Annotated in this window: 9 protein-coding genes; 3 read left to right on the top strand and 6 right to left on the bottom strand. The window is 37.6% G+C overall.

Annotated elements, in window-relative coordinates; translation table 11 throughout:
• The first annotated feature begins 232 nt into the window (after positions 1-232).
• From E1171_RS21620 to E1171_RS21610, 3 genes are read left to right on the top strand one after another with little or no spacing between them, the layout of a single operon-like run.
• Positions 233-1144, top strand: coding sequence for a decaprenyl-phosphate phosphoribosyltransferase (locus E1171_RS21620; RefSeq protein WP_155208158.1), 912 nt, complete (start codon positions 233-235; stop codon positions 1142-1144).
• A gap of 4 nt (positions 1145-1148) precedes the next feature.
• Positions 1149-2507: an FAD-binding oxidoreductase gene (locus E1171_RS21615; RefSeq protein ID WP_155208157.1), complete on the top strand. Its 1359-nt coding sequence runs from the start codon at positions 1149-1151 to the stop codon at positions 2505-2507.
• Positions 2500-3228 carry an SDR family oxidoreductase gene (locus E1171_RS21610; protein WP_155208156.1) on the top strand — a complete coding sequence of 243 codons (729 nt, stop codon included), beginning with the start codon at positions 2500-2502 and terminating at the stop codon, positions 3226-3228. The genes E1171_RS21615 and E1171_RS21610 overlap by 8 nt, the downstream gene beginning before the upstream one ends.
• A gap of 154 nt (positions 3229-3382) precedes the next feature.
• On the opposite strand, the gene E1171_RS21605 is transcribed toward E1171_RS21610, so the two are convergent.
• The 6 genes from E1171_RS21605 to nqrE all read right to left on the bottom strand — a co-directional run bounded on the left by E1171_RS21605 (position 3383) and on the right by nqrE (position 21869).
• Positions 3383-7951 (bottom strand): GEVED domain-containing protein, encoded by a 4569-nt coding sequence (locus E1171_RS21605; protein ID WP_155208155.1) that lies wholly within the window; start codon positions 7949-7951, stop codon positions 3383-3385.
• Positions 7952-8072: 121 nt separating this feature from the next.
• Positions 8073-12719, bottom strand: a complete 4647-nt coding sequence (locus tag E1171_RS21600; protein ID WP_155208154.1) for a GEVED domain-containing protein — start codon at positions 12717-12719, stop codon at positions 8073-8075.
• Positions 12720-13350: 631 nt separating this feature from the next.
• A complete protein-coding gene (locus tag E1171_RS21595; protein ID WP_155208153.1) occupies positions 13351-16290 on the bottom strand; it encodes a PD-(D/E)XK nuclease family protein in 2940 nt (979 codons plus the stop codon).
• Between the two features lie 102 nt (positions 16291-16392).
• A complete protein-coding gene (locus tag E1171_RS21590) occupies positions 16393-19776 on the bottom strand; it encodes a UvrD-helicase domain-containing protein (RefSeq protein WP_155208152.1) in 3384 nt (1127 codons plus the stop codon).
• A gap of 241 nt (positions 19777-20017) precedes the next feature.
• The gene (locus E1171_RS21585; RefSeq protein WP_155208151.1) at positions 20018-21022 is read right to left on the bottom strand and encodes a Rossmann-fold NAD(P)-binding domain-containing protein; all 1005 of its coding nucleotides are present in this window, start codon (positions 21020-21022) and stop codon (positions 20018-20020) included.
• A 235-nt stretch (positions 21023-21257) separates the two neighbouring features.
• Positions 21258-21869 (bottom strand): NADH:ubiquinone reductase (Na(+)-transporting) subunit E, encoded by a 612-nt coding sequence (gene nqrE / locus E1171_RS21580; protein ID WP_155208150.1) that lies wholly within the window; start codon positions 21867-21869, stop codon positions 21258-21260.
• Positions 21870-21882: the final 13 nt, after the last annotated feature.

The raw sequence follows: 21882 nt of genomic DNA, 5'->3' as shown, positions 1-21882 counted from the left end.
AACAAGTATTTAGTTTTTACCTAAAACCTAAAATTATCCACCACTGATTTAATTTAAAACCCATTTCTTAAAAGTAGGTTCTTAGCCTCACCAAAGCACTCATCTGCTAATTCTCCAAAAAATAAAAAATTTGAACTAAAAGAAGGTCTATAAATAAGTCCAAACTTATTATCCTGAGACCAGGATTTAGTTTCTTAGGGAAATACCTCGTGCAGAAAAAAATGCAAAAAATATGATACTCGTATTAACCAAAGACTTGATTAACCATTTAATGGTGATTTTACGGTTATGCCGAGTAGATCATTACATAAAAAATTTATTTATACTGACTCCCCTGTATTTTTCCGGAGAACTATTTGAGTTTCAAAAATTAAAGTGGGCTCTTTTGGGATTAATTAGTTTTAGCCTGGTGGGTAGTACAATTTATATTTTTAATGACATTAAAGACGCTGAAGCTGATCGCTTACACCCTGTAAAAAAATCTCGTCCCATTGCAGCTCAGGAAATAAACATTTCATGGGCGCTGTCACTTTCATTTTTTCTCTTGTTAGGAGGGCTATCCTTGGCCTATTACATCAATAAAACATTCTTTTTCCTTATCATTACCTATTTATTGATGAATATCGCATATACTATTTTTTTAAAAAGACTTCCTCTTATTGATATATTCATAATTTCAATCGGATTTGTATTAAGAGTAATTAGTGGAGGAGTGATCTCCCAGGTTAAACCTTCGCATTGGTTAATCATAATGGTTTTCCTACTCTCTTTATTCCTGGCATTGGGAAAAAGAAGAGATGATCTCATTTTATTAAAAAAATCTAACCAAAAAATAAGAGAATCAGTGGAGACCTATAATTTAAGATTTGTAGATGCCTGTCTAACCATGATTTGCGGGATAATAATTGTATGTTACCTCATGTACTGCATTTCTTCTCAGGTTATTAATCAATTCCATTCCGAATATTTATATGGAACTTTCATATTTGTACTTGCAGGAGTAATGAGATATCTACAGATTTTCCTAGTTAAACAAAGGGGGGGCTCACCCGTAAAAATCCTTTTTAAAGACCCTTTCACCCTAATAAACCTGACCATCTGGCTTTTGAGTTTTTATATAATCATTTACACTTCTAACTTATAAACTTATGCCATGGGTCAGTAATTGGGGAAGATACCCAAAGATTAAAGCCGAAATTTCAACCCCCACTTTTAAAAATGAATCTATATCACTCATCCAGTCAAAAAATCAAATAATAAATCGAGGGCTTGGTCGATCCTACGGAGATGCTTCCTTGGGAAAGGAGATTTTATCTACTGTTAAACTAAATAACATAATCGAATTTAATAAACAGAAGGGTTCCATACGTTGCGAAGCTGGAGTCAGTTTGGAAAAAATTTTAAATTTTATTGTCCCCAAAGGCTGGTTTCTTCCTGTAACTCCAGGCACAAAATTTATCACTGTTGGGGGTGCCATTGCCTCCAATATACATGGAAAAAACCACCACAAGGAGGGATGTTTCTCGGATCATCTCATTGATTTTGATATCATTTTGGAGGATGGCCAACTATTACATTGCTCAAGAACTGAAAACGCAGACCTGTTTGAGGCCAGCTGCGGTGGTTTGGGATTAACAGGAATGATTGTAACAGCACGCTTTTATTTAAAGCCTATAGAAACCACCTTTATCCGTCAAACTACACTATGTACAAAAGGATTGGAAGAAGTATTTTATGTGTTTGAAAAAAATCAACATGCAAACTACTCAGTAGCATGGATTGATTGCCTACAAAAGGGAAAGAAACTGGGTAAAGGTGTTATGCTATTGGGTGAGCATGCTCTTTCAGATCAGCTTCCTTCAAAAATTAAAAAGCCTTTTCAACTTCACACATCTCCTAAGGTTAACTTACCTATACTTTTTTTTGATCAGGTATTAAACCCCTGGTCGGTAAAAACCTATAACCATCTTTATTACAAGAATAAAAAGAAGGAAAAAAAAGAAAGAATTCTCCACTATAACTCTTATTTCTATCCATTAGATAACTTTAAAAATTGGAATAAATTTTACGGTAAAAAAGGTTTACTGCAATATCAATTTGTATTGCCGATAGCCAATAGCTTTCAGGGCCTAAAACTCATTTTAAAGAAAATTGAAAAGTCTGGTCTAGATCCATATTTGGCAGTATTGAAATTAATGGGAAGTCAAAGAGAATTAATGGCATTTCCAATGAAAGGGTATACACTGGCCCTTGATTTCCCTATTAAAAAAGGAGTGTTTAAACTTTTGGAAGAATTAGATGCTATGGTCCATGATCTAGGAGGACGAATTTATTTGGCAAAGGATGCGAGAATGTCGGCACATTGGCTTTTGAAAGGTTATCCACTTATTTATGAGTTTATGAATATTGTTCAAAAATATAACCCTTCCATGGGATTTAGGTCTCATTTAGGAGAAAGATTGGGGATTTTTAAGGATTATCAGGAAAAGATGATTTTAAATGTCTAAGATTTTAATCCTTGGGGCTACCTCTGATATGAGTCGGGCCACAGCTGAGAAATTTGCTCAAAACAATCATGACCTAATCCTTGCGGCCCGAAATGTGAGCCGCCTAACCCATTTTCAAAATGATCTTTCACTTCGGTTTGAAATAGAGGTTATCTTGGCGGAATTTGATGCTGAAAACAAAAAAAGTCACCCAGAATTTGCAAGAAAATTCAAAGAAGTAGAAGTTGTTCTTGTATTTTTTGGCTATTTAGGTAGTCAACACCTCGCCGAAAAAAATTGGAAAGAGACACATCGCATCATTGATGTCAATTATGTGGGAGCGGTTTCCATAGTGGGGATTTTTGCACAATATTTCAAAGAAAGAAGTCAGGGCATAATTATTGGCATTAGCTCAATTGCCGGGGATCGTGGTAAACAAAGTAATTATATCTATGGGAGTGCCAAAGCAGGGTTTAGTATATACCTGCAAGGTTTACGCAACAGGATGTACCCCTATAATGTCCATATTGCAACCATCAAACCCGGATTTACAAAAACCAAAATGACGGAAGGTTCCAAGTTTCCTTCCTTACTTACTGCTAAATCTCACACCATTGCCAAAGCAATCTATAAAGCCTACAGAAAGAAAAGAAATATAGTTTACACACCTACCATCTGGAAATTAATTATGGGGATCATTTGCTCTATACCAGAAAGTGCTTTTAAAAAACTAAAAATGTAAACAAGCTTCCTATTTAACCCTTAAAACAAAGGTTAAATAAATATCTTAAAGCCAGTTCTCAGAAATATTTGTGGATAAAAAGAATGTAGAAAGAAGCCAACCTAGTGATGGCTTCTTTCTTTGTAAATCACAAAAAATTATTTTCAGGTAATTCTTATTGAATCAAAAACTTATGAGTATTTATACCTGATTCCCCCATAGTTTGTAGGAAATAAAGCCCAGCCGGCAAATTTCCTAAGATCAACCTAGTTTTCTCATTACCTTGAAGATAAACGGATTGCTCATACATCAGGTTACCCACATTATTCAATACCCTAAACTGAGAAATATTACCTTTTTCTAAATGTAAACTAACTGTTAAAACTCCATTGGTTACAGGATTTGGTGCTAAAGTGATATGGGGTGGATTTAGATTCTCTTCATAACGGTTTCCAGATATGTTAGATTGACCCACTACTCCTGCCACCCCACCTGAAATATTCACCATATAATCCTCTACCTCACCATAATTAAAAGTTTCACAAGGATCGGCATAAGCACCACCATCTCCCTTCATGGAAATCCGCATTCTTGTATTTCCATTTTGTGCCGAAGACAATACACTAAAATTACCATTTACCGTGGCAACATTTTCAGAGATCCCTTCAAAAACCACTTCATTTCCATCATTAAAATCTCCGTCCTGATTATAATCAATCCAAACTCGAATATACTCATCCCATGGGCCACCATTCATTCCTGGGCTGATACTTATAACCGTATTAGAGCCCGCATTTAAATTTATGATTTGATTGGTATGGTCGCTATAATCGGCAGCACCACTGGTATAGCTAAAACTCCCCACCTCCACAGTGGCAATCCATTCATTTGCACTATTGTTCCCAGCAGAAGCACAATATTCCGAAGGAGTACCTCCTCCGTCAACTCCTAAACTAACCGTATAATCTTCAACTTCTCCATAACTAAAGGTATCACAGGCGCCGCTTTGTTCATTATCCCCTGCCATGGAAATCCGCATGCGTGTTTCTCCCTCAAGGGCATTGGTTGGTGGAGTAAAATTGGTAGCTATACTTTGCTGACCTTGAATGGAATTCTCAAAAATTAACTCAGAGGATTCAAATGTTTCATCCTGATCGTAATCTATCCAAACTTTGATATACTCTGTATAATTTCCATTCACATAAGTATCAATCGAAAGATTTGTATTTTGTCCCATTTCCAAAGGAATAGTTTGTGCGGTATAGTGACTATACCTGTCTCCTCCCGAGGAATGAGAAAAATCCCCTATTTGAACAGCAGAAATATATTCCGTCACACTGTTATTAGATGAAGATTCACAATAATCACCTCCTCCCCCATTCGATACAGATATATAATTATTGTAGGTTTGCTCACCTGTCCCATTGTTATTGGATACCGTTAGGGTAACATTGAATGTTCCAGCCGTGTTATAGGTAACCGTCGGATTTTGATTAGTACTTGTTGCGGGCGTTCCTCCCTCAAATTCCCAATTCCAACTGGTTGGGCTTCCTGAAGATAAATCGGTAAAGGAGACTGAATTCCCCACATTAATATTGGTGGAATTGGCTATAAAATCTGCCTGAGGGACACTCCCTCCTCCATTATTGATGGTAACCGTATAATCCTCAACTTCACCGTAAGAAAATGTATCACACGGCCCAACCGGGGGATTATCCCCCCTCATGGAGATCCGCATCCTAGTGGTTTCCAGATCAACTGAAGATGGTGGAGTAATACTTCCAACCACACTTGAACCATCGGTAGTTTGTCCTTCAAACACCAGCTCATTTCCATCCTCAAAGTCTCCATCCTCATTATAATCAATCCAAATTTTAAAATATTCCGTATAGATCGATCCTGCAAAATCAGGAGTGAGCGAAAAACTATTGGAGCTATTTCGAACTAAAGTTATTGTTTGATTCGTAAAATTGGAATACCCAGAGCCCTGAGAAGTATTTTGAAATTCCCCAAACTCTACTCTGGAAATATACTCTGAAGTAGCGTTACTGGCTAATGACGCACAATAATCTCCTGGAGGATTACCTCCACCACCTGCAGTTTCTCCAGCATAAATCGTTGCATTGGGTTCCTGATTATAAGCATAATCATGGAGGGTCATAGAATCCCCATTAGAGGACATTGAAATCCTAAACCAACCATACATAATCCTTCCCGTATTTGTGTAATATTCAAATCCTACAAAACCAGTTTGCCCCTCCCAAACAGTATAAGTGGGAGTCCACATTTCATGCAAATCCGGATAACTACCTCCATCTACCCAATTACTGGAACTTCCAATAGCATCTCCCTCATCTAGCAAAGAAACCCGTAAGCTATTTCCCTCACATATTAATGGTTTGGTGTAAGTTTCCAATTTAAGCTCTCCTCCATCTATAAATAAACCAAATTCGTCAAAATAACCATTATTTAAGTAGAACCATCCCCAATCATTAGAGCTATTAACCGTAATGTCTTCAATATCTTCATAAATGATTTGGTAAACATCATTAAAATCAATAGAAAAAGTATAAGTAGAATTAACTATTGAAGAAGCATTCCCCGAAAAAGCCGCATTCCTAAATTCAATTTCCATATTATTAATATCAGCTGCATCGGTGTGGGAGTTAGCATTTCCTACTAAGGAAAGAGTTGCCAAATTACTATTCTCCACAAAGATCTCCACTGAAAGCCCCGAAGGTACATTTGATGCAATAAAATGAGTCCCTTCCATCATGTCTCCATTCACATCGAATTGAGCCCCGTCCAGTGCAGAAATTGAGATTGCAGTTTCAATTGCGCCATTATTAGGAATATCCTCATAAAAAATATTGGAAGAGTAGGAAAGACGAGCTCCTAAACCAGTTTCTCCTGCATAAATGGCCCCATTTGGATCTTCATTGTAGGCATATTCATATATGGTATATTCGTCACCACTAGCAGAAACCGAAGCTTTTAACCAACCAAAAACTGCCCTTCCATACTGATTAGTGGCTTGAATTCCCAAATAGCCAGTCTGTCCATTCCAATCTGTATGAGTTGCACTACTTATATTAGCAATCTCATCCCATTCTCCATTTTCCACCCAATTACGAGATTCATTAATCACATCCCCTGCTTGCAAAAAGGAAATATTTCGACTATTTCCTTCACAAATTAAAGGCTTACCGTAAGATTCAAACTTTAAATCCCCATTCTCAGGAAAAACCCAGATTCCATAAGACCCATTTCCGGTAATATTGATATCAAATGGTTCCCAAACAGAATTTTCATCCACACTCAGGTCATTAAAATCTTCAAATACCAATTGGTAAGGGTCCAGGAAATCCAGATTTAATATCATATCCTCGGCGAATACTGATGAGACTCCACCTACCAGAGCGGCATCTCGAAAGGAAATGGTTATTTCGGTATCAGAATTATCTCCATGGGTATTTGCATTTCCTTCCATCCGTATGGTAGCTAAATTAGAACCATTTGCTTGAATACTTACCGAAAGGCCTGATGGAATTCCTGAAGTGGTGTAATGAGTTCCCTCCGTCAAGTAGCCATTCCAAACACTAAACTCAGCCCCATCTTCGGCCGATACTGTAATTTCCATATCGAAGAAAGAACCATCATTTTCATCATCCTCTATCAGTTTAGTAGCAGAAAGCAGCAAATGAGCCCCTATATCATTATGTCCAGTACCTGTTGCGCTCAAATTCTCATCTTGCCAAAGTGACCAACGTGCATCATGCTGTAAAGCAACCAACATCCGATCAATTTGTCCCAGGGTAAACATCCTCCTACAATCAGAATAATCCATATAATTGGAGGAGTTAGGAATTCCTGCACCCGAACAAGTTTCTTGAGAGGTATTGCAATCCAAATTAGCAACCGTCATAGGTGTATCTTCCACCTCATCATCATCAAAACAGCTATCATCTTCACCAAAAGTATGTATCAAATTTAACCAATGTCCAAATTCATGGGTTAATGTAGCCTGAAATTCCGAGTCTCCTCCATTTCCCCAAAGGTAGCGCCCATTATAAACAATCCTTGCCAAATTATTATCTGACATCCAGGTGTCCGGATACCAGGCCACTCCGGAAGCATTGGTTGCCCCGTCATTGTATAATTCGAGCATTATATACAAATTCAAATATTTATAATTATCCCATGCAACAGCCTGAATTTCATCGTTATGACTGGAACCTTCACCAAATCCATAGGCGGCTGGATAGTAAATAATACCAGAGGTGGCATTTCCATCTGGATCGATTTGCGCAAATTCAAAACTGATATCAAGGGTTCCCCTTAGATTAGAAAACTGTGGGATCACATCATTAAAGTCTGAATTCATTCCATTAAAGTCGTTATTCACTTGATTAATGGCTTCTCTAATAATGTCATCATTTACCTGATAACCTGCAAAATCATCCCCAAATACATGTACCACCACAGGGATAGTATATTGGTTGTGATTGGAAAGGACAATTGAGGAGGATTGTCTTTTAGCCTTTTGCTTTTGTGCAAATTCCTTACTTTTTTGATTCAGCTTACTTGATTCTTCTCTACTTTGAGGATGAAGCTTATAGAGTGCTTTAATTCCTTCACTAGTCCCACACCTCTGGGCATGGGGCTTATTTTGTGCTAATAATAAGGTGGTGCCTAAAAGGAAGAATAATAGGCATTGAGCAGTTTTTTGGATTTTGTTTTTCATCTGTGTAATTTTTTTAGTGAAACAAACATTTGCAAACACACAGAATACACACAAAGCAAAGGATTAGAAGAGTAAACCTTAGGTAATACTCTTCTAATCAAACAAAGATTAATTAACTCCTCTATTGAATAAGGAATTTATGAATACTTATACCTGACTCTCCAATAGTCTGTAAATAATACAATCCAGCTGACATTCCTGTTAGTGGCAACACCATATTCTGTCCACCTTGAAGGCTAACGGATTGTTCATACACAAGACTACCAACATTATTCATAACCCTTAACATTGTAACAGATCCATTCTCGGAATTTACCATTACATTAAGTACCCCATTGGTGACAGGATTTGGGGCTAAAGTGATTTGGGACTGAATTTGATTCACCGGATCACTGCCATCCGATTCATTGGATTGGCTCACCACGCCATTTACTCCTCCCGAGATATTAACACTGTAATCCTCCACTTCACCGTAATCAAAACTTTCACATGGATCATCATAGGCACCACCATCTCCCTTTAAGGACACTCTCATTCGGGTAGTTCCATTTTGAGCATTAGAAGACACTGTGAAGTTTCCATTTACCGCAACAGCATTTTCAGAAATTCCTTCAAAAACCATTTCATTAGTAGCAAAAACCCCATCTTGATTATAATCAATCCACAAGCGGATGTATTCATCCCAAGGTCCTCCATCCATACCAGGACTAACACTTATATTGGTTCTTGAACCGGCATCTAGATTCACAGTTTGATTGGTATGATCACTGTAATCAGCACCCCCACTGGCATAATTAAAGTTTCCAACAGATACCTCTGCAATCCATTCATTTGCACTGTTAGTTGCAGAAGACACACAATACTCTGATTGCCCCGGTGGAGTTCCTCCTCCATCACTTCCACCAATATTCACTGTATAATCCTCTATTTCTCCATAGCCATAAGTATCACATGGTCCCGGAGCATTTCCATCCCCCTTCATAGCAATTCTCATTCTAGTATTTCCACTCAAAGCAGAAGAAGGAACACTAATGCTGCCACTAATTTTCGAATTAACACCTGAAGCCTGAAAAACTAACTCATTAGCATCAGCAAAATCATTATCTTGATTGTAATCAATCCATACTATAAAATGCTGCCTATAGGCTGTTCCACTATAGCTTGGAGTCAAGGCAATGGTTGAATTGGAATTTTCGTCAAGATTAATCATTTGATTGGTAAAATCAGAATACCCCCCATTATTACTAGTAGAGGTATTAGTAAATGAACCCACTTGAACTCTAGAGATCCACTCATAAGTTCCACCACCAGAAGCTGCACAATAATCTCCAGTAGGTGGATTTCCACCCCCATCACCATCATCAATCACAACAGTGTAATCTTCCACCTCCCCATAACTAAAGTTATCGCAAGCACTACTTTGCTCATTATCTGCAGCCATGGAAATACGCATTCGGGTCTCTCCCACCATGGCATTAGAAGGAGTTGTAAAGTTAGTTGTCATGTTTTGCTGCCCTTGAATCACATTTTCATAAATTAACTCCGAAGTTTCAAAGTTGTCATCCCGATCAAAGTCAATCCACACTTTTATGTATTCTGTGTAATTTGCGGCAACATAGGTATTAATGGCTAAACTAGTATTTTCACCAACTGTCAATGGAATAGATTGTCCCGTATAATGACTGTAGTTATCTCCTCCGGAACTATGATAGAAGCTACCTACTTCAACGGATGAAATATATTCTGATACGCTATTGTCTCCAGAAGAAGAACAATAGGAATCATTCCCACCACCTGCTTCCACCGTAATAAAGTTCATTTGGGTCTGGACATCTGAATCATTCCCAGAAATTACTGTTAGGGTCACATTAAAAGCCCCTTCGTTATCGTAAGTGACGGTTGGATTTTCGCTTGTACTTGTAGAAGGGCTGCCCCCTTCAAACTCCCAATACCAATCGGAAGGGTTACCTGTAGACTGATCGGTAAAGGAGACCGAACTACCAGGAGTAACATTTGTTGTATTGGCAGAAAAAGAAGCATTTAGAGGGTTTGTTGTTCCCCCGCTATCCGTAGTTCCTGCATAGACACTTTGATAAGGTTTTGTATTATAGCCCAGTTCATACATAGTAGCATAACTTCCTGTTGAAGAAACAGATACCCTTATCCAGCCATAGTACCTTCTTCCATGTTGGTCAAAAGCCACAACTCCCACATAACCATCCTCTCCCTCCCAATCTGTATAGGAATCGCTTCTTAAAACAAGAGTTAAATCATCTCTATATCCCGTTACCCAATTATTGGAGGCTCCAATCTCTTCATCATATTGCAAATAGCTGATATTTTTACTGTTGGGTTCACAAACCAATGGTTTACGCCAGGTATCAATTCTGAAATTCCTATTCCCTTCATAATAATACCATAACTGATAGGAGTTTGATTGATAATCATATCCAAGCCCATCAATATAAATCCTCTCATAATCATAAGTATCTGGTGTATCTACAGTAATATTTGCAAAGTCATTTCTTATTACCTCATCGGGATCACGAAAATCTATGGATAATTCATAAGTAGAACTGGTCACATCAGAAGCATTTCCATTAAAGGCAGAAGAATAAAACTCCAAAAATATTTCCCTATCAATATCGTCGCTATGATAATGATTAGCTGCTTCCCCATTTAGTCTTAAAGTTGCTGAATTAGAGCCATTAAGCGTTAAACTAGCAGAAAGGCCACTAGGCAAACCGCTGATGGAAAAATCTTGCCCCTGAGAAAAACTACCACTTGATCTTGAAAATTGGGTCCCATCTAATGCCTCAATGGTAATGGTATTTTCCATTCGGCCGGAATTATCAGCATCTTCATAAAAAATATAATAGGATAACCCAATAGCACCATTTTGTCCGGTTTCTCCAGCATAGATTGCCCCATTTGGTTCAGTATTATAAGCATAATCATGTAAAGTAAAGCGATGGTCACTCGTACTATAGGATCCTCGCATCCAACCGTAAATTACCTCACCGTATGCATTTTTGGTCTGGAAACCAATATAACCTGTTCGGTTGTCCCAATCGGTATGCTGAGGACTTCTCAATTCACTCATCAAATCCCAACTAGAAATATTATCTTCCCAACTACTGGAAGCACTTATATTATCCCCATAATCCAAACGTAAGATATCATATCTAACATCTTGGATAACTTCCTGTGAAATTACCGGCAAACCAAAAGACTCGAAAAGCATCACCCCTTCATCTTCAGGGTCAACCAATAAACCAAAAGAGGCATTACCAACCAAATCAATATCAAATGGTTTAAAGATTATATCCTCATTGGCATATGGATCAGTTCTAAAATCCCTGTAGACTATTTCAAATGGATCCAAAAATTCCAAATTGAAAGCAATGGAATAGCTATGCAACTGACCACTCACCACCCCATCATCAAAAGTAATAGTTACCAAATCAGAATCGCTTGCCCTATGATAATTGGCCTGCCCATCTATAAAAACAGTCACCTCCAGGCTGCTTTCCGCACGTATACTTACTGATAATCCCGATGGAAGACCCGAAACTGTGAAATCCGAACCTTGTGTGTAGTAACCACTAATTCTTCCAAAGGAAGCTCCATCTTCTGCAGTAATCGTAATCGTCTCTTCAAAGGATCCATTATTAGCATTCCCTTCTTTTAGATAGGTAGAGGCCGCTAACAAATGAGCCCCAATTTCATAGCCCCCTACACCGGTATCTCGAAGGTTATCCTCCTGCCAAATAGGATAACGAGCAGGGTGAGTTTCCAAGGCAGCCTCCATACGATCTACCTGTCCTCTTGTAAACATCATTTTACAGGAAGAGTAATCCATATAGTTTTCTACATTAGGAATACCCGCCCCTGAACAACTTTCCTCTAAGCCATCAAAACAATCATAATTGGCCATTGTAGCCGGCGTATCAGCTACTTCATCAGATGAACAACTTCCTGAATCTCCAAAAGTATGAATCAAATTGAGCCAATGCCCAAATTCATGGGTCAGATAAGCATAAAATTCCGTACCATCACCGTTGTCATCATTCCCCCAAATGTACCTTCCGTTCATTACCACTCTGGCAGTTCCTTCATCAGAGTCACTTTCATTTGGATACCAGGCCACTCCTGACCTATTAGTAGTACCATCACCTTTGATATCCAACTGGATATAGAGATTCATGTATTTGTAATTATCCCAGGCATACCTACGAATTTGTTCATCGTAGATATAATCTTCTCCAAAACCAGACGCTTCAGGATAAAAAAGAACCCCTGTGGTAGCATTTCCATTTGGATCAATGGTAGCAAGTTCAAAAGAGATATCTAATGTCCCTCTGTCATTCCAAAATTCATTGGATACATCATTAAAATCAGTATTTTGACCTGCAAAGTCAATATTTACCTGCCGAATAGCTTCTCTGACCTTTTCCTCAGTCACGGAGTAACCATAAAAGTCTTCCCCATACACATGCACCACCAAAGGAATAGTATATCGTGTATGGTTACTTTTGGTAATGGAGCTTTGAATCCCTTTAGAGCTTTGATTACGCTTACGCTTAATATAGTCTTTGGTAACTTGCTCAAAAGCCTGAGCTCGATTTCTACTCTCAGGGTTCCTTTCATAGCGTTTCCTTATTACTTCATCTGTGCTACAGGGAGATCCTACTTGAGCCAACAGAGGGGGGAAATTTAAAAAACTGGCCAATAGGAATACTATAATTTTCTGCCTTGTTCTTTTCATTTCTGTAAGTTTTTTGGTTTTAAAAAAATCAATTTTTCCCGTTAACTTACATTAAATATTTTTAACAAAACAAAGGCAAAACATCAATTATAATAAAATAACAACCTTTTAAATCATATAAAATAATAGTAAATGAATATTTTACTGTTATTTTACTTAAAATTTTTAAATTAATCAAAAAACCTTACATCTAAAGAAAAATGAAATTTGAAAGATAGTACAAGCAAAAGCTAAAATAGTATTGGTAATTTATCAGAATAAAAAAATCAAGAAGGTATAAAGAAATAGAAAATGGGGTAATAGGGTAAAGGGGATCTAACTTAGAAAAGTGTGCCTGGTCTCTCTGAAGCTACAATAATTGTCAGTACAATAAAGGTAATGCAAACAAAATGCTTAAAAGGAATAAAAAAGTGCGCAATTTAATTTCACATAATTTACTCTTAAAAGTCACTTAAATAAAAAAAATCTTTAATCCCTTGTCTTAAAATAACTTATGAAAGATAATTTCTATGATACATGTAAAACATAGGCAAAAGCTTATATCTCGAAAAAAGTCAATGCATAAATAAAAAATTAAATTTCCAAACTCATCAAACATTTACCTTGGAACTTACCATCAAAACGACTTTTACTACCGATGACAAATCCCTGCATAAGCACAATAGCTACACTTTTCCACATCATCTGTTTGATTAAAAGGCATTTGAGGATCATAAATTTCCTCCAAAACCCGGCGTAATTCTTCCTGGTATTCTTCTAGTAAAGGAGAAACATCATTAATGGGCTTATATCTTCGTCGATCTTCTTTGATTTTCAACCGAATATCAAAATTTTCCCCGAAAAGTTCGCGAGCATTGAACAGTCCAGTCATTATTTGACTGTTATCTTCAGGAAACTTATTTTTATAGAGCAAACCATATAAAAGCACTTGCATAGCTGCCTTATTTCGCTTCTTATTTTTTGGGTCAAACAGAGAAGGGATATCCTCTAGTATTTTATCATCTCGGCCGGTTTTATAATCTATTACTCGTACTTGCTCCTCTTTTCGGTCAATTCGGTCGATGATCCCTTTTAGGGCTACTCTCTCTTTTTTTCCTAAATACGATATATCGAAGTCGAGATAAAAACCTGAATCTTTGCCGTCAGTTTCTAGGCCGATAATATTAAAGGGGGCATAAGCCTTATCCTCTTTTAAAATCCTTTTGCCAAATTTCAATAAAATACGGCGGGCAATAATATCTCTTCCCCCCAGCTCAACTTTTTCTCCCTCCTCCAATGAAAAATGCTCTACAAAGGATTTATCAACAGCTTGATCCAACATTTCTTTCAGAATCTCGAAATCCTGAGGTTGAACCCGGAAGGTATTATACCGAGCCATAAACTCCGTATATAAATTTTCCATTGTGCTATGTAATAAATTACCAAAAGTCATTGCATCAATTTCCTCGGCCACTTCCCCCGCTTCATATAATTTAGCTACATAACGAAAATAAAACTTTAGCTGACAATCCAAATAAGTATTAATAGCAGAAGCAGTTAAAGATTTCCCTCTGGTTTCACCATTCCTTAAATAGCGCCCCAACTCAATTAAGACTTTTTCGTCCTTTTCCATACTTATTGTTTCCAGGGAAGCGGGCTGAACCGGATTGGAAAGGACCTTTCTATTTATTTTAAGACCTGATTCATAGATAATCTGCTGTAAAAAGCGGCTCATTTCACCGCTCGAATTCAAACCTTCTTCGGTATTATAAAAAAGGTGAACATTTTTTGCCCGTTGAAGAAGCCTATAAAAAGAATAAGCATAAATAGCATCTGAATGGTCCAGAGTTGGCAAACCATAACCTTTTCTTAAATTAAAAGGAACAAAAGAATTGGTACTTGCCTTGGCAGGATAGGCCCCTTCATTCATGGAAAGAATAAATACATTCTCAAAATCCAGATTTCTGGTTTCTAACACCCCCATAATTTGAAGGCCTTTTAAAGGTTCTCCCGAAAAAGGCAAACGCAAGGATTGAATGATTTGGCGAAATAGCTTAACAAAGGTGTGCTGTTTCAATTGAATATTTTGCCCTACCACGTTGTCCTTTAAACGATTAAGTTGGGTATAAAAATGATAAACATATTCCTGCTCCAGTAACTGCCCTACTGTTTCCCCTTTTCCAGCCTTCGTCTCCTGTCGTTCATTAAAAGTGCTGTTAATCAAGACCAGTACATCGAGCAAATAGTCAAAAATTTCCTTGACGGAATTCACCTTTTTGAAAATCCCCTGAAATAGGGCTTCACCTTCCTTTAAGGTATCCTCCCCAATATATTGAAGGTTTTCTTTTTCAATTTTTACAAGCAATTTAGCTGCTTTTTCTACATTATAATAGCGGATATAAGGATGCCGAAAAAGAGCCATTACATTTCGGTAATGATAACGTACCTTTCCATCTGCATTTACCTTGGCCTGTTCTTGAAGGTCCAATAAATTTTCTACCAGGGTGTACATGGGGGTGTTTCTCAAAGGATAACCCATAGTAACATTGAGCAGCTCAACTTCTTTAGGCATAGAATGCAAAACCGGAAATAGGTTTTGCTCTTCTGGTAAAACAATAACCGTCTTTTCAGGGTCAAAAGCAGCTCCCTTATCCAAAACCAATTCCCGGAGTTTTTCTCCTAATTTTTTGGATTGGCCGACTTCTAATGGCACTCCGGTAATCTCAATGTTTCTGTAGTCTTTATCCCCAAATGACTTTGGGAAGGGTGTTTCAAAAGTGTCTTGCAATGGGTGTCCAGGCTGGAAATAAGAGCGCAAAAACACTCCTGCTTCTTGCACCTTATCCTCCATATAATAGGCATCAGCATCCCAATATATTTCAGCTCCTTGCTTACCTTTAAACCATGTAAAGATTTTCTCTTCTGATGCTGTTAATGCATTAAAGCCAGCAAATACCAATTGTCCATATTTATTGGTCAATTCTCCATCTTCTATTTTTCTGTAGACCTCGCGAAAAATCATTCCCTCATAGGCCAAACTCTTATCATTAAGACGGCTTTTAAACCTTTCATATAGAGAAAAAAGGATTTCCCAAATCTTCAAAAAACCTTCCTGATGTTCGGACTGCCTGGAGGTTCGAAAGCTTTTCCAAAAAGAGCGAATAAATTCCACTTGGTCTTCAGAAAGGTAATCAAACAAATTCTCAATATCTTTTTCCTCCTTAAGATTAGTAAACAAATCCTTAGGATTGACAAGGTATTTATCGATATCATCAAAATCCTTCAGCAGCATCTCTCCCCAAAAATAGAAGCGATCAAAGCTTTCTTTTTTAGGAGCTATATTTTTATACTCCTCGTACAGTTCAAAAACCAAAGTCAATTTATCCGCCAATTGATATTTGGTCAATCCTTTCATACAATCTTCAATACTGAGAATTTCCGGTGCCCATATTGGCCTATCAATCAGCTGAGATAAATATTTTCTAAAAAACAACCCAGCTCTGCGGTTAGGAAAAATCACCGTTACTTCTTGAAGCTTCGCTCCATGTTTATAAAATAATTTCTCGGCTAGTGTTTGTAAAAAAGGTTTCATAATCTATTTTGAAATCGCCTACACTCTATATTTTGAACTTCAGAAGGAGTAATCTAAGAGAGTAAAAATAGAGGAATTATTAATGGTCTAAATCTCCTTAATTTAGGGTCTTTTTATTTGCACTTCCTCTAATTCCACCGGGTGAACATACAAAAGATAGCCTTCCACCCTCTTATAGCCCATTTCTACCAAAATCCTCAAATATTCTCTGACTTGACGCCTGTAAGCCGCTTGTTTATCCTCATTTTTTGCAGCTTTAAAGTCTATTACTACTGCCTTATCACCTTTCAACATTACCCTGTCCATTCGTCTCTCAGTTTGATTAAAGGCATCATTGGCAATTACCGGTACTTCGGTCCTCACTTCCCATTCAGCGGAAAACCAAGGCTTCACTTCAGGGTGTTCCAATAAGGCTTTTACTTGTTGCTCTAAATAATTCACCTCTTTTGCCCCAATAGCTCCTTCAAATTCCATTTCTTTTAAAGCAAAAGGCAATTGATCTGGTGTTATGATACGTGACAGCAAATCATGCAGCAGTACGCCGTAATTAATATTCGAGGCAGTTACCTCATCCTCCAGTTTAAAAAAATCTTTAGATCGTTGGCGAATTGTTAAGCGATTTCTCCATGGATTTGAAATATAGCTCCCAATCATTTCAGTAGGTTTACCACTAGACTCTATTTCCCCTTCAGCAGAACTTAATTCTGGCCATTGGCCCAGTTCCAAATAAGTTTGTTCCGTTTTCCAATGCTCAAAAAGGGAGGTATATTCCTTTCCACCATTGGATTGAATTTCTATTTCTCTATTTCTAAAATCTCCACTCAGAAAATGAAACATCAAGTTGGAAACATCTTTCAATTGATAATTTCCTTTTTTATCTATCGAAGGCCTTGGGCCAAAAGCCAATAAAACATCTTCAGCCCGTGTAAATGCGACATATAAAATATTTAGATAATCCAGTTGAGCTCGAATCTGTTCCTCATAGTAATCTTGCCGATATATGGTTTTTTTCAAGTCTGAAGAATATTTCAAAGGGAAATAGGGTAGCTGATCAAAAGGCTCCTGCTTACTTTGTGACCAAAGGATATGATCAAATTGGGTATTATGATCTATCTTCCAATCGCAATAAGGTACCAGAACTACTTTGAATTGTAATCCTTTGGATTTATGAATTGTTAGAATTCGGATAGCGTTTAATTCCTCGGAAACCTGCACCGATTTTCGTTTTCCACTTTCGTCCCACCATTGCAAAAATGATGTTACATCTGCTTTTTCATTTTTGGAAAAATCCAGCACGGCATCCTGAAAAGCTAAAAGATAGGCATACTCTCCTTTTACAGTACTTAATTGAAACAAACGGACGAGTTCTTCCACCAACTCATACAGAGCCAGTTTGGTCAGATAGGCTCGCTTTTTCATAAAATCTTTAGGTAAAAGACCTGCAAAAAAGTCCTCGTCTTTTCCTGGTCGTGCTGCAGCTGCAAACAATTGATGCAAGGAAAGCACTTTTTTATTCAAAATATAAGATTGGTACTCAAACGCCACAGTAGCCCTCGAAATATTATCGCCATTATTATTGAGATACCGTAATGCATTAATCAAAAGCCGAACTGTAAAAGCAGAACCCATGTAAAGAGATTCCGAAGAAACCACTTCGTAAGAATATCGCTGGAGATCAGCTGCTGAAGAGGTTTTATAGGCCATCATTAAATCAGCCAAGGCTTTCCCTTCAGCTTTGGATCGTACCAAAAAGGCCACATCTTTCAATTGATAACCTCGATCCTGTATTTCTTCCACCAAATTGGGAAGACGTTCATGCACTTGCTGCTTCCAACTGACCTTTTTTTCTTCCCTTTCCTCAACCACTGGGAAAAACCGGATATTAACATATCCCTGAAATCCACCTTTTAAGGCTTTTGTTGGGGGAAATTGTTGAAAAACATCCTCATAGGCCTCGTTTACTCGATGTGCCTGTTTTTTCAAGTGAATCTCCAGGAGATCATCCTCCACCTCTTCATCAATCACCTCCAATAGTCGATTTCTCAATAGTTGGGGAGCCGCATTGAAAAGAGCATTATTAAAATCTATTACATTTTTAGTACTTCGCCAATTATTTGCCAAAGTAACCGTATCAGTTTGCCAGGGACCAATGTCCCTCTCCACCTGTTCCAACAATAACCTCCAGTCGCCTCCTCTCCAACGGTAAATGGATTGTTTAATATCCCCAACGACCAGGTTCACATTTCCTTCTCCTACACTATTTTCTATTAAAGGACGAAAATTATCCCACTGAAAACCTGAAGTATCCTGAAACTCATCAATCAAAAAATGGTTATATGTTGAGCCCACTTTTTCATAAATAAAAGGAGCGTCATTTTCCTCAATAATGCCCTTTAAAAACCTGGCTGCATCGGAAATTAATAAGACGTCGTTTTCCTCTCTATAATCGGCCAATTTTTTGGTAACCTGCGAAAGAATGCCAAAATTATAAATATAACGTAGGATTTGATTAGCCGATTGATAACGGAGAAAATGTCTGTCATAGTTTTGAATTGCACTTGCTAATTCTTCATTAAGACCATTATGGAAAGCCTGTTCAATTAATTCCTTTTTCTTGGAGGTTTTGCTATACCATTTTTCAACATCCATAATGGCGGATCTAGCACGAATTCCTGGTTCAAATTTCCTACCGGTAGCAAGCTTTGATAAATAACCCATCACCCCGGATTGCCCATATGCAAAATCCGTGATATCCAAACCCAAATCATCAAGAACATTATTAGCCCTAATCCCAAAACTTTTCATGGTTTCTTCAAACCCCCTTCTAATTTGTTTAAGCTTGTTCAACACTTCCGGAATTAACTCTTCGTCTCTTGAGGCTTCTAAAATATCTTTCGAAAAGCTTTGAAAATGCTCCCGAAACAATTCTTGTGATAGTTTTTTTATATCCCCACGAAAATCCCAGGACTTCCCTTCTTCCACCTTATTCTCAGCATACCGGGTTAACCAATTGGTCAAATAAGGATCCTTTCCCACCTCAAGCAGAACATTATCAATCACCTCTTGCAGAACCTTCTCCTGGTCAAGCTCCAATTTAAAGCCAGACTGCAGCCCTACTTCTCTGGCAAAAGAACGTATTACCTTTTGAAAGAAACTATCAATCGTACTGACAGTAAAATGGGAATAAGCATGTAGAATGGCGGATAACACTTTCTTAGCCCTTTTTGTCAAATCCCTCTTCCCTAATTGAGTGGCTTCCATCAATTCTTTGGTCAGGGTCGTATCTTTACCACGAGAAATCTCATCGAGATACTCAATAATCCGTCCTTTCATTTCCTGAGTGGCCTTGTTGGTAAAGGTAACAGCCAGGATATGCTTAAAGTAATGGGGTTGCTGCAGGGCTAAAGTCAAATACTCTTTGGCTAAAGTATAGGTCTTTCCTGAGCCCGCAGAGGACCGATATATTCGGAAGTTCTTTTTTTCCATTATTAACTGCTAATGAGAAAATCAACTAGAAATAATCCATATTAGGGAAAGGGCTTTCAAAGTAAAAACCATCTAAAAAAATCACCTCAAACAGGCATACCCCAAATAAAAAACAGCCGCAATATAGGAAAAATAGAAGAGACAAGGCCTGCCTTGTCTCTTCTTACTTTACGTTACACTTCTATTATGCCATCTAATGTCTTAAATCCTTCAAACCTTTGGCACTTATTTTACTTACTCCTCAAAATAGAGAAGCCTGAAAAGCATAGGCAGATGTCTTATTGCTCCCATTATTACTTTTTAAAATAGACTTTAGCACAGCCTGAGTGGCATAAAGCCTATTTCCCGCTTGCCTATGGACAATAGATCGAGGGCTATCCAAAACCTCATCGGTAGCAATAACATTTCTTCGAATAGGTAAAGAGTGCATAAAAAAGGCATTATTGGTATGGTTCATCTTTTCCCTTGTGATTCTCCAATCTTCCTTTACTGAAGGCATTTCCCCATATCTATTGTATGAACACCAACTTTTGGCATACACAAAATCTGCCCCTAACAAGCCTTCATTTTGATTATGAATTACTTCAGCCTTCCCCACAAATTCACTGGATAATTCATATCCCTCGGGTTGAGCTACTACTAATTCCACATCTGCATTATTCATCCACTGCAGAAAAGAATTGGGAATTGCTTGTGTCATAGGCATAACATGCGGAGCCCAAGAAAGGACAACCTTTGGCTTTTGAATTTCCTTAAGTTCTTCAATGGTAATTAAATCGGCAAAAGATTGCAAAGGATGAAGAATAGCCGACTGAAGGTTAATAATTGGAACTCCTGCATATCTAACGAATTGCTTCAAAAGTGCATCGGCATAATCCACATCCCTTTCTAGCATTCCAACCCCAGGAGGAACAGATTGAATACCAATAATATCACAATACTGCCCCATTACAGCGGCAGCATCTTTAACATGTTCCGTATTTGTACCATCCATGATTTCTCCATCCTGGGTTTCAAGCTTCCAACCCTCCGTCTCAATATTTAAAACCATGACGCTCATCCCCAAATTCAATGCTGCTTTTTGGGTACTTAAGCGGGTTCTCAAACTGGAACTTAAAAACACCAGACCCAAGGTCTTTCTCTTTCCTAATTCATCATAAGCAAAAGGATTTTTTTTAAAAGAGAAGGCATCTTCTAATAAAGCAGAAAGATCATCCACATCATGAAAGGAAGTAAAATGCTTCATATCTATGGTTTAAAATAAATTAAAAGGCAAAGAAGGACTTATTAATACAGGGAGATAATATAGTTATTTCGAAATCACAATTAAAAGAAAACTATGGTAAAATGGAAATTCACCATCTTTTTTAACATTAAAAATAAAGTGACAATTCTTTCAAAATCAAACTGATTTTAGACCCCTTAAAAATAAAAAAGCCCTACACTTCTGCAGGGCTTTTTTATTTATATAAAACTTATCTTTAAATCTTAATTCCAGAAAAAGAAAGGAATGCTAATCCCATTAATCCGGTAATCAACATAGTAATTCCCAATCCTTTCATTCCAGCAGGCACATTTGAATATTTCAAACGTTCTCGGATGGCAGCTAATGCAACAATTGCCAAAAACCATCCAATACCAGAAGAGAACCCAAAAACTACAGATTCGGAAAAATTATAATCTCTCTGTTCCATGAACAGTGAAGATCCAAGAATGGCACAGTTTACAGCAATTAGCGGTAAGAAAATCCCTAATGAACCATAAAGTGCAGGAGAAAACTTTTCCACTACCATTTCCACCAATTGCACCATGGCCGCAATTACTGCTATAAACATAATAAAGGTAAGGAAACTTAAATCTACATTGGCAAAGCTCTCACTCAACCAACTTAAAGCACCTTCTTTCAATACAAACTGCTGAAGCACCCAGTTAGCCGGAACGGTTATGGTCAATACAAAAATTACCGCAAGCCCCAAACCTGTTGCTGTAGGTACTTTTTTAGAAACCGCCAAAAAGGAACACATACCTAAAAAGTATGCGAACACCATGTTCTCAATAAAAATTGACTTTATTCCTAAATTAATTAAATCCATTGCTTTTTAATTT

This window comes from Xanthovirga aplysinae (genome assembly GCF_009711365.1).
Lineage (GTDB): Bacteria > Bacteroidota > Bacteroidia > Cytophagales > Cyclobacteriaceae > Xanthovirga > Xanthovirga aplysinae.
Note: the sequence above shows the minus strand (reverse complement) of the source record. Positions and strands in the feature narration are given on the sequence as shown.

Bases quoted from the DNA above. Each gene is read 5' to 3' on its own strand.
- E1171_RS21620 (WP_155208158.1), top strand. From the start codon at position 233: ATGATACTCGTATTAACCAAAGACTTGATTAACCATTTAATGGTGATT.
- E1171_RS21615 (WP_155208157.1), top strand. From the start codon at position 1,149: ATGCCATGGGTCAGTAATTGGGGAAGATACCCAAAGATTAAAGCCGAA.
- E1171_RS21610 (WP_155208156.1), top strand. From the start codon at position 2,500: ATGTCTAAGATTTTAATCCTTGGGGCTACCTCTGATATGAGTCGGGCC.
- E1171_RS21605 (WP_155208155.1), bottom strand. From the start codon at position 7,951: ATGAAAAACAAAATCCAAAAAACTGCTCAATGCCTATTATTCTTCCTT.
- E1171_RS21600 (WP_155208154.1), bottom strand. From the start codon at position 12,719: ATGAAAAGAACAAGGCAGAAAATTATAGTATTCCTATTGGCCAGTTTT.
- E1171_RS21595 (WP_155208153.1), bottom strand. From the start codon at position 16,290: ATGAAACCTTTTTTACAAACACTAGCCGAGAAATTATTTTATAAACAT.
- E1171_RS21590 (WP_155208152.1), bottom strand. From the start codon at position 19,776: ATGGAAAAAAAGAACTTCCGAATATATCGGTCCTCTGCGGGCTCAGGA.
- E1171_RS21585 (WP_155208151.1), bottom strand. From the start codon at position 21,022: ATGAAGCATTTTACTTCCTTTCATGATGTGGATGATCTTTCTGCTTTA.
- nqrE (WP_155208150.1), bottom strand. From the start codon at position 21,869: ATGGATTTAATTAATTTAGGAATAAAGTCAATTTTTATTGAGAACATG.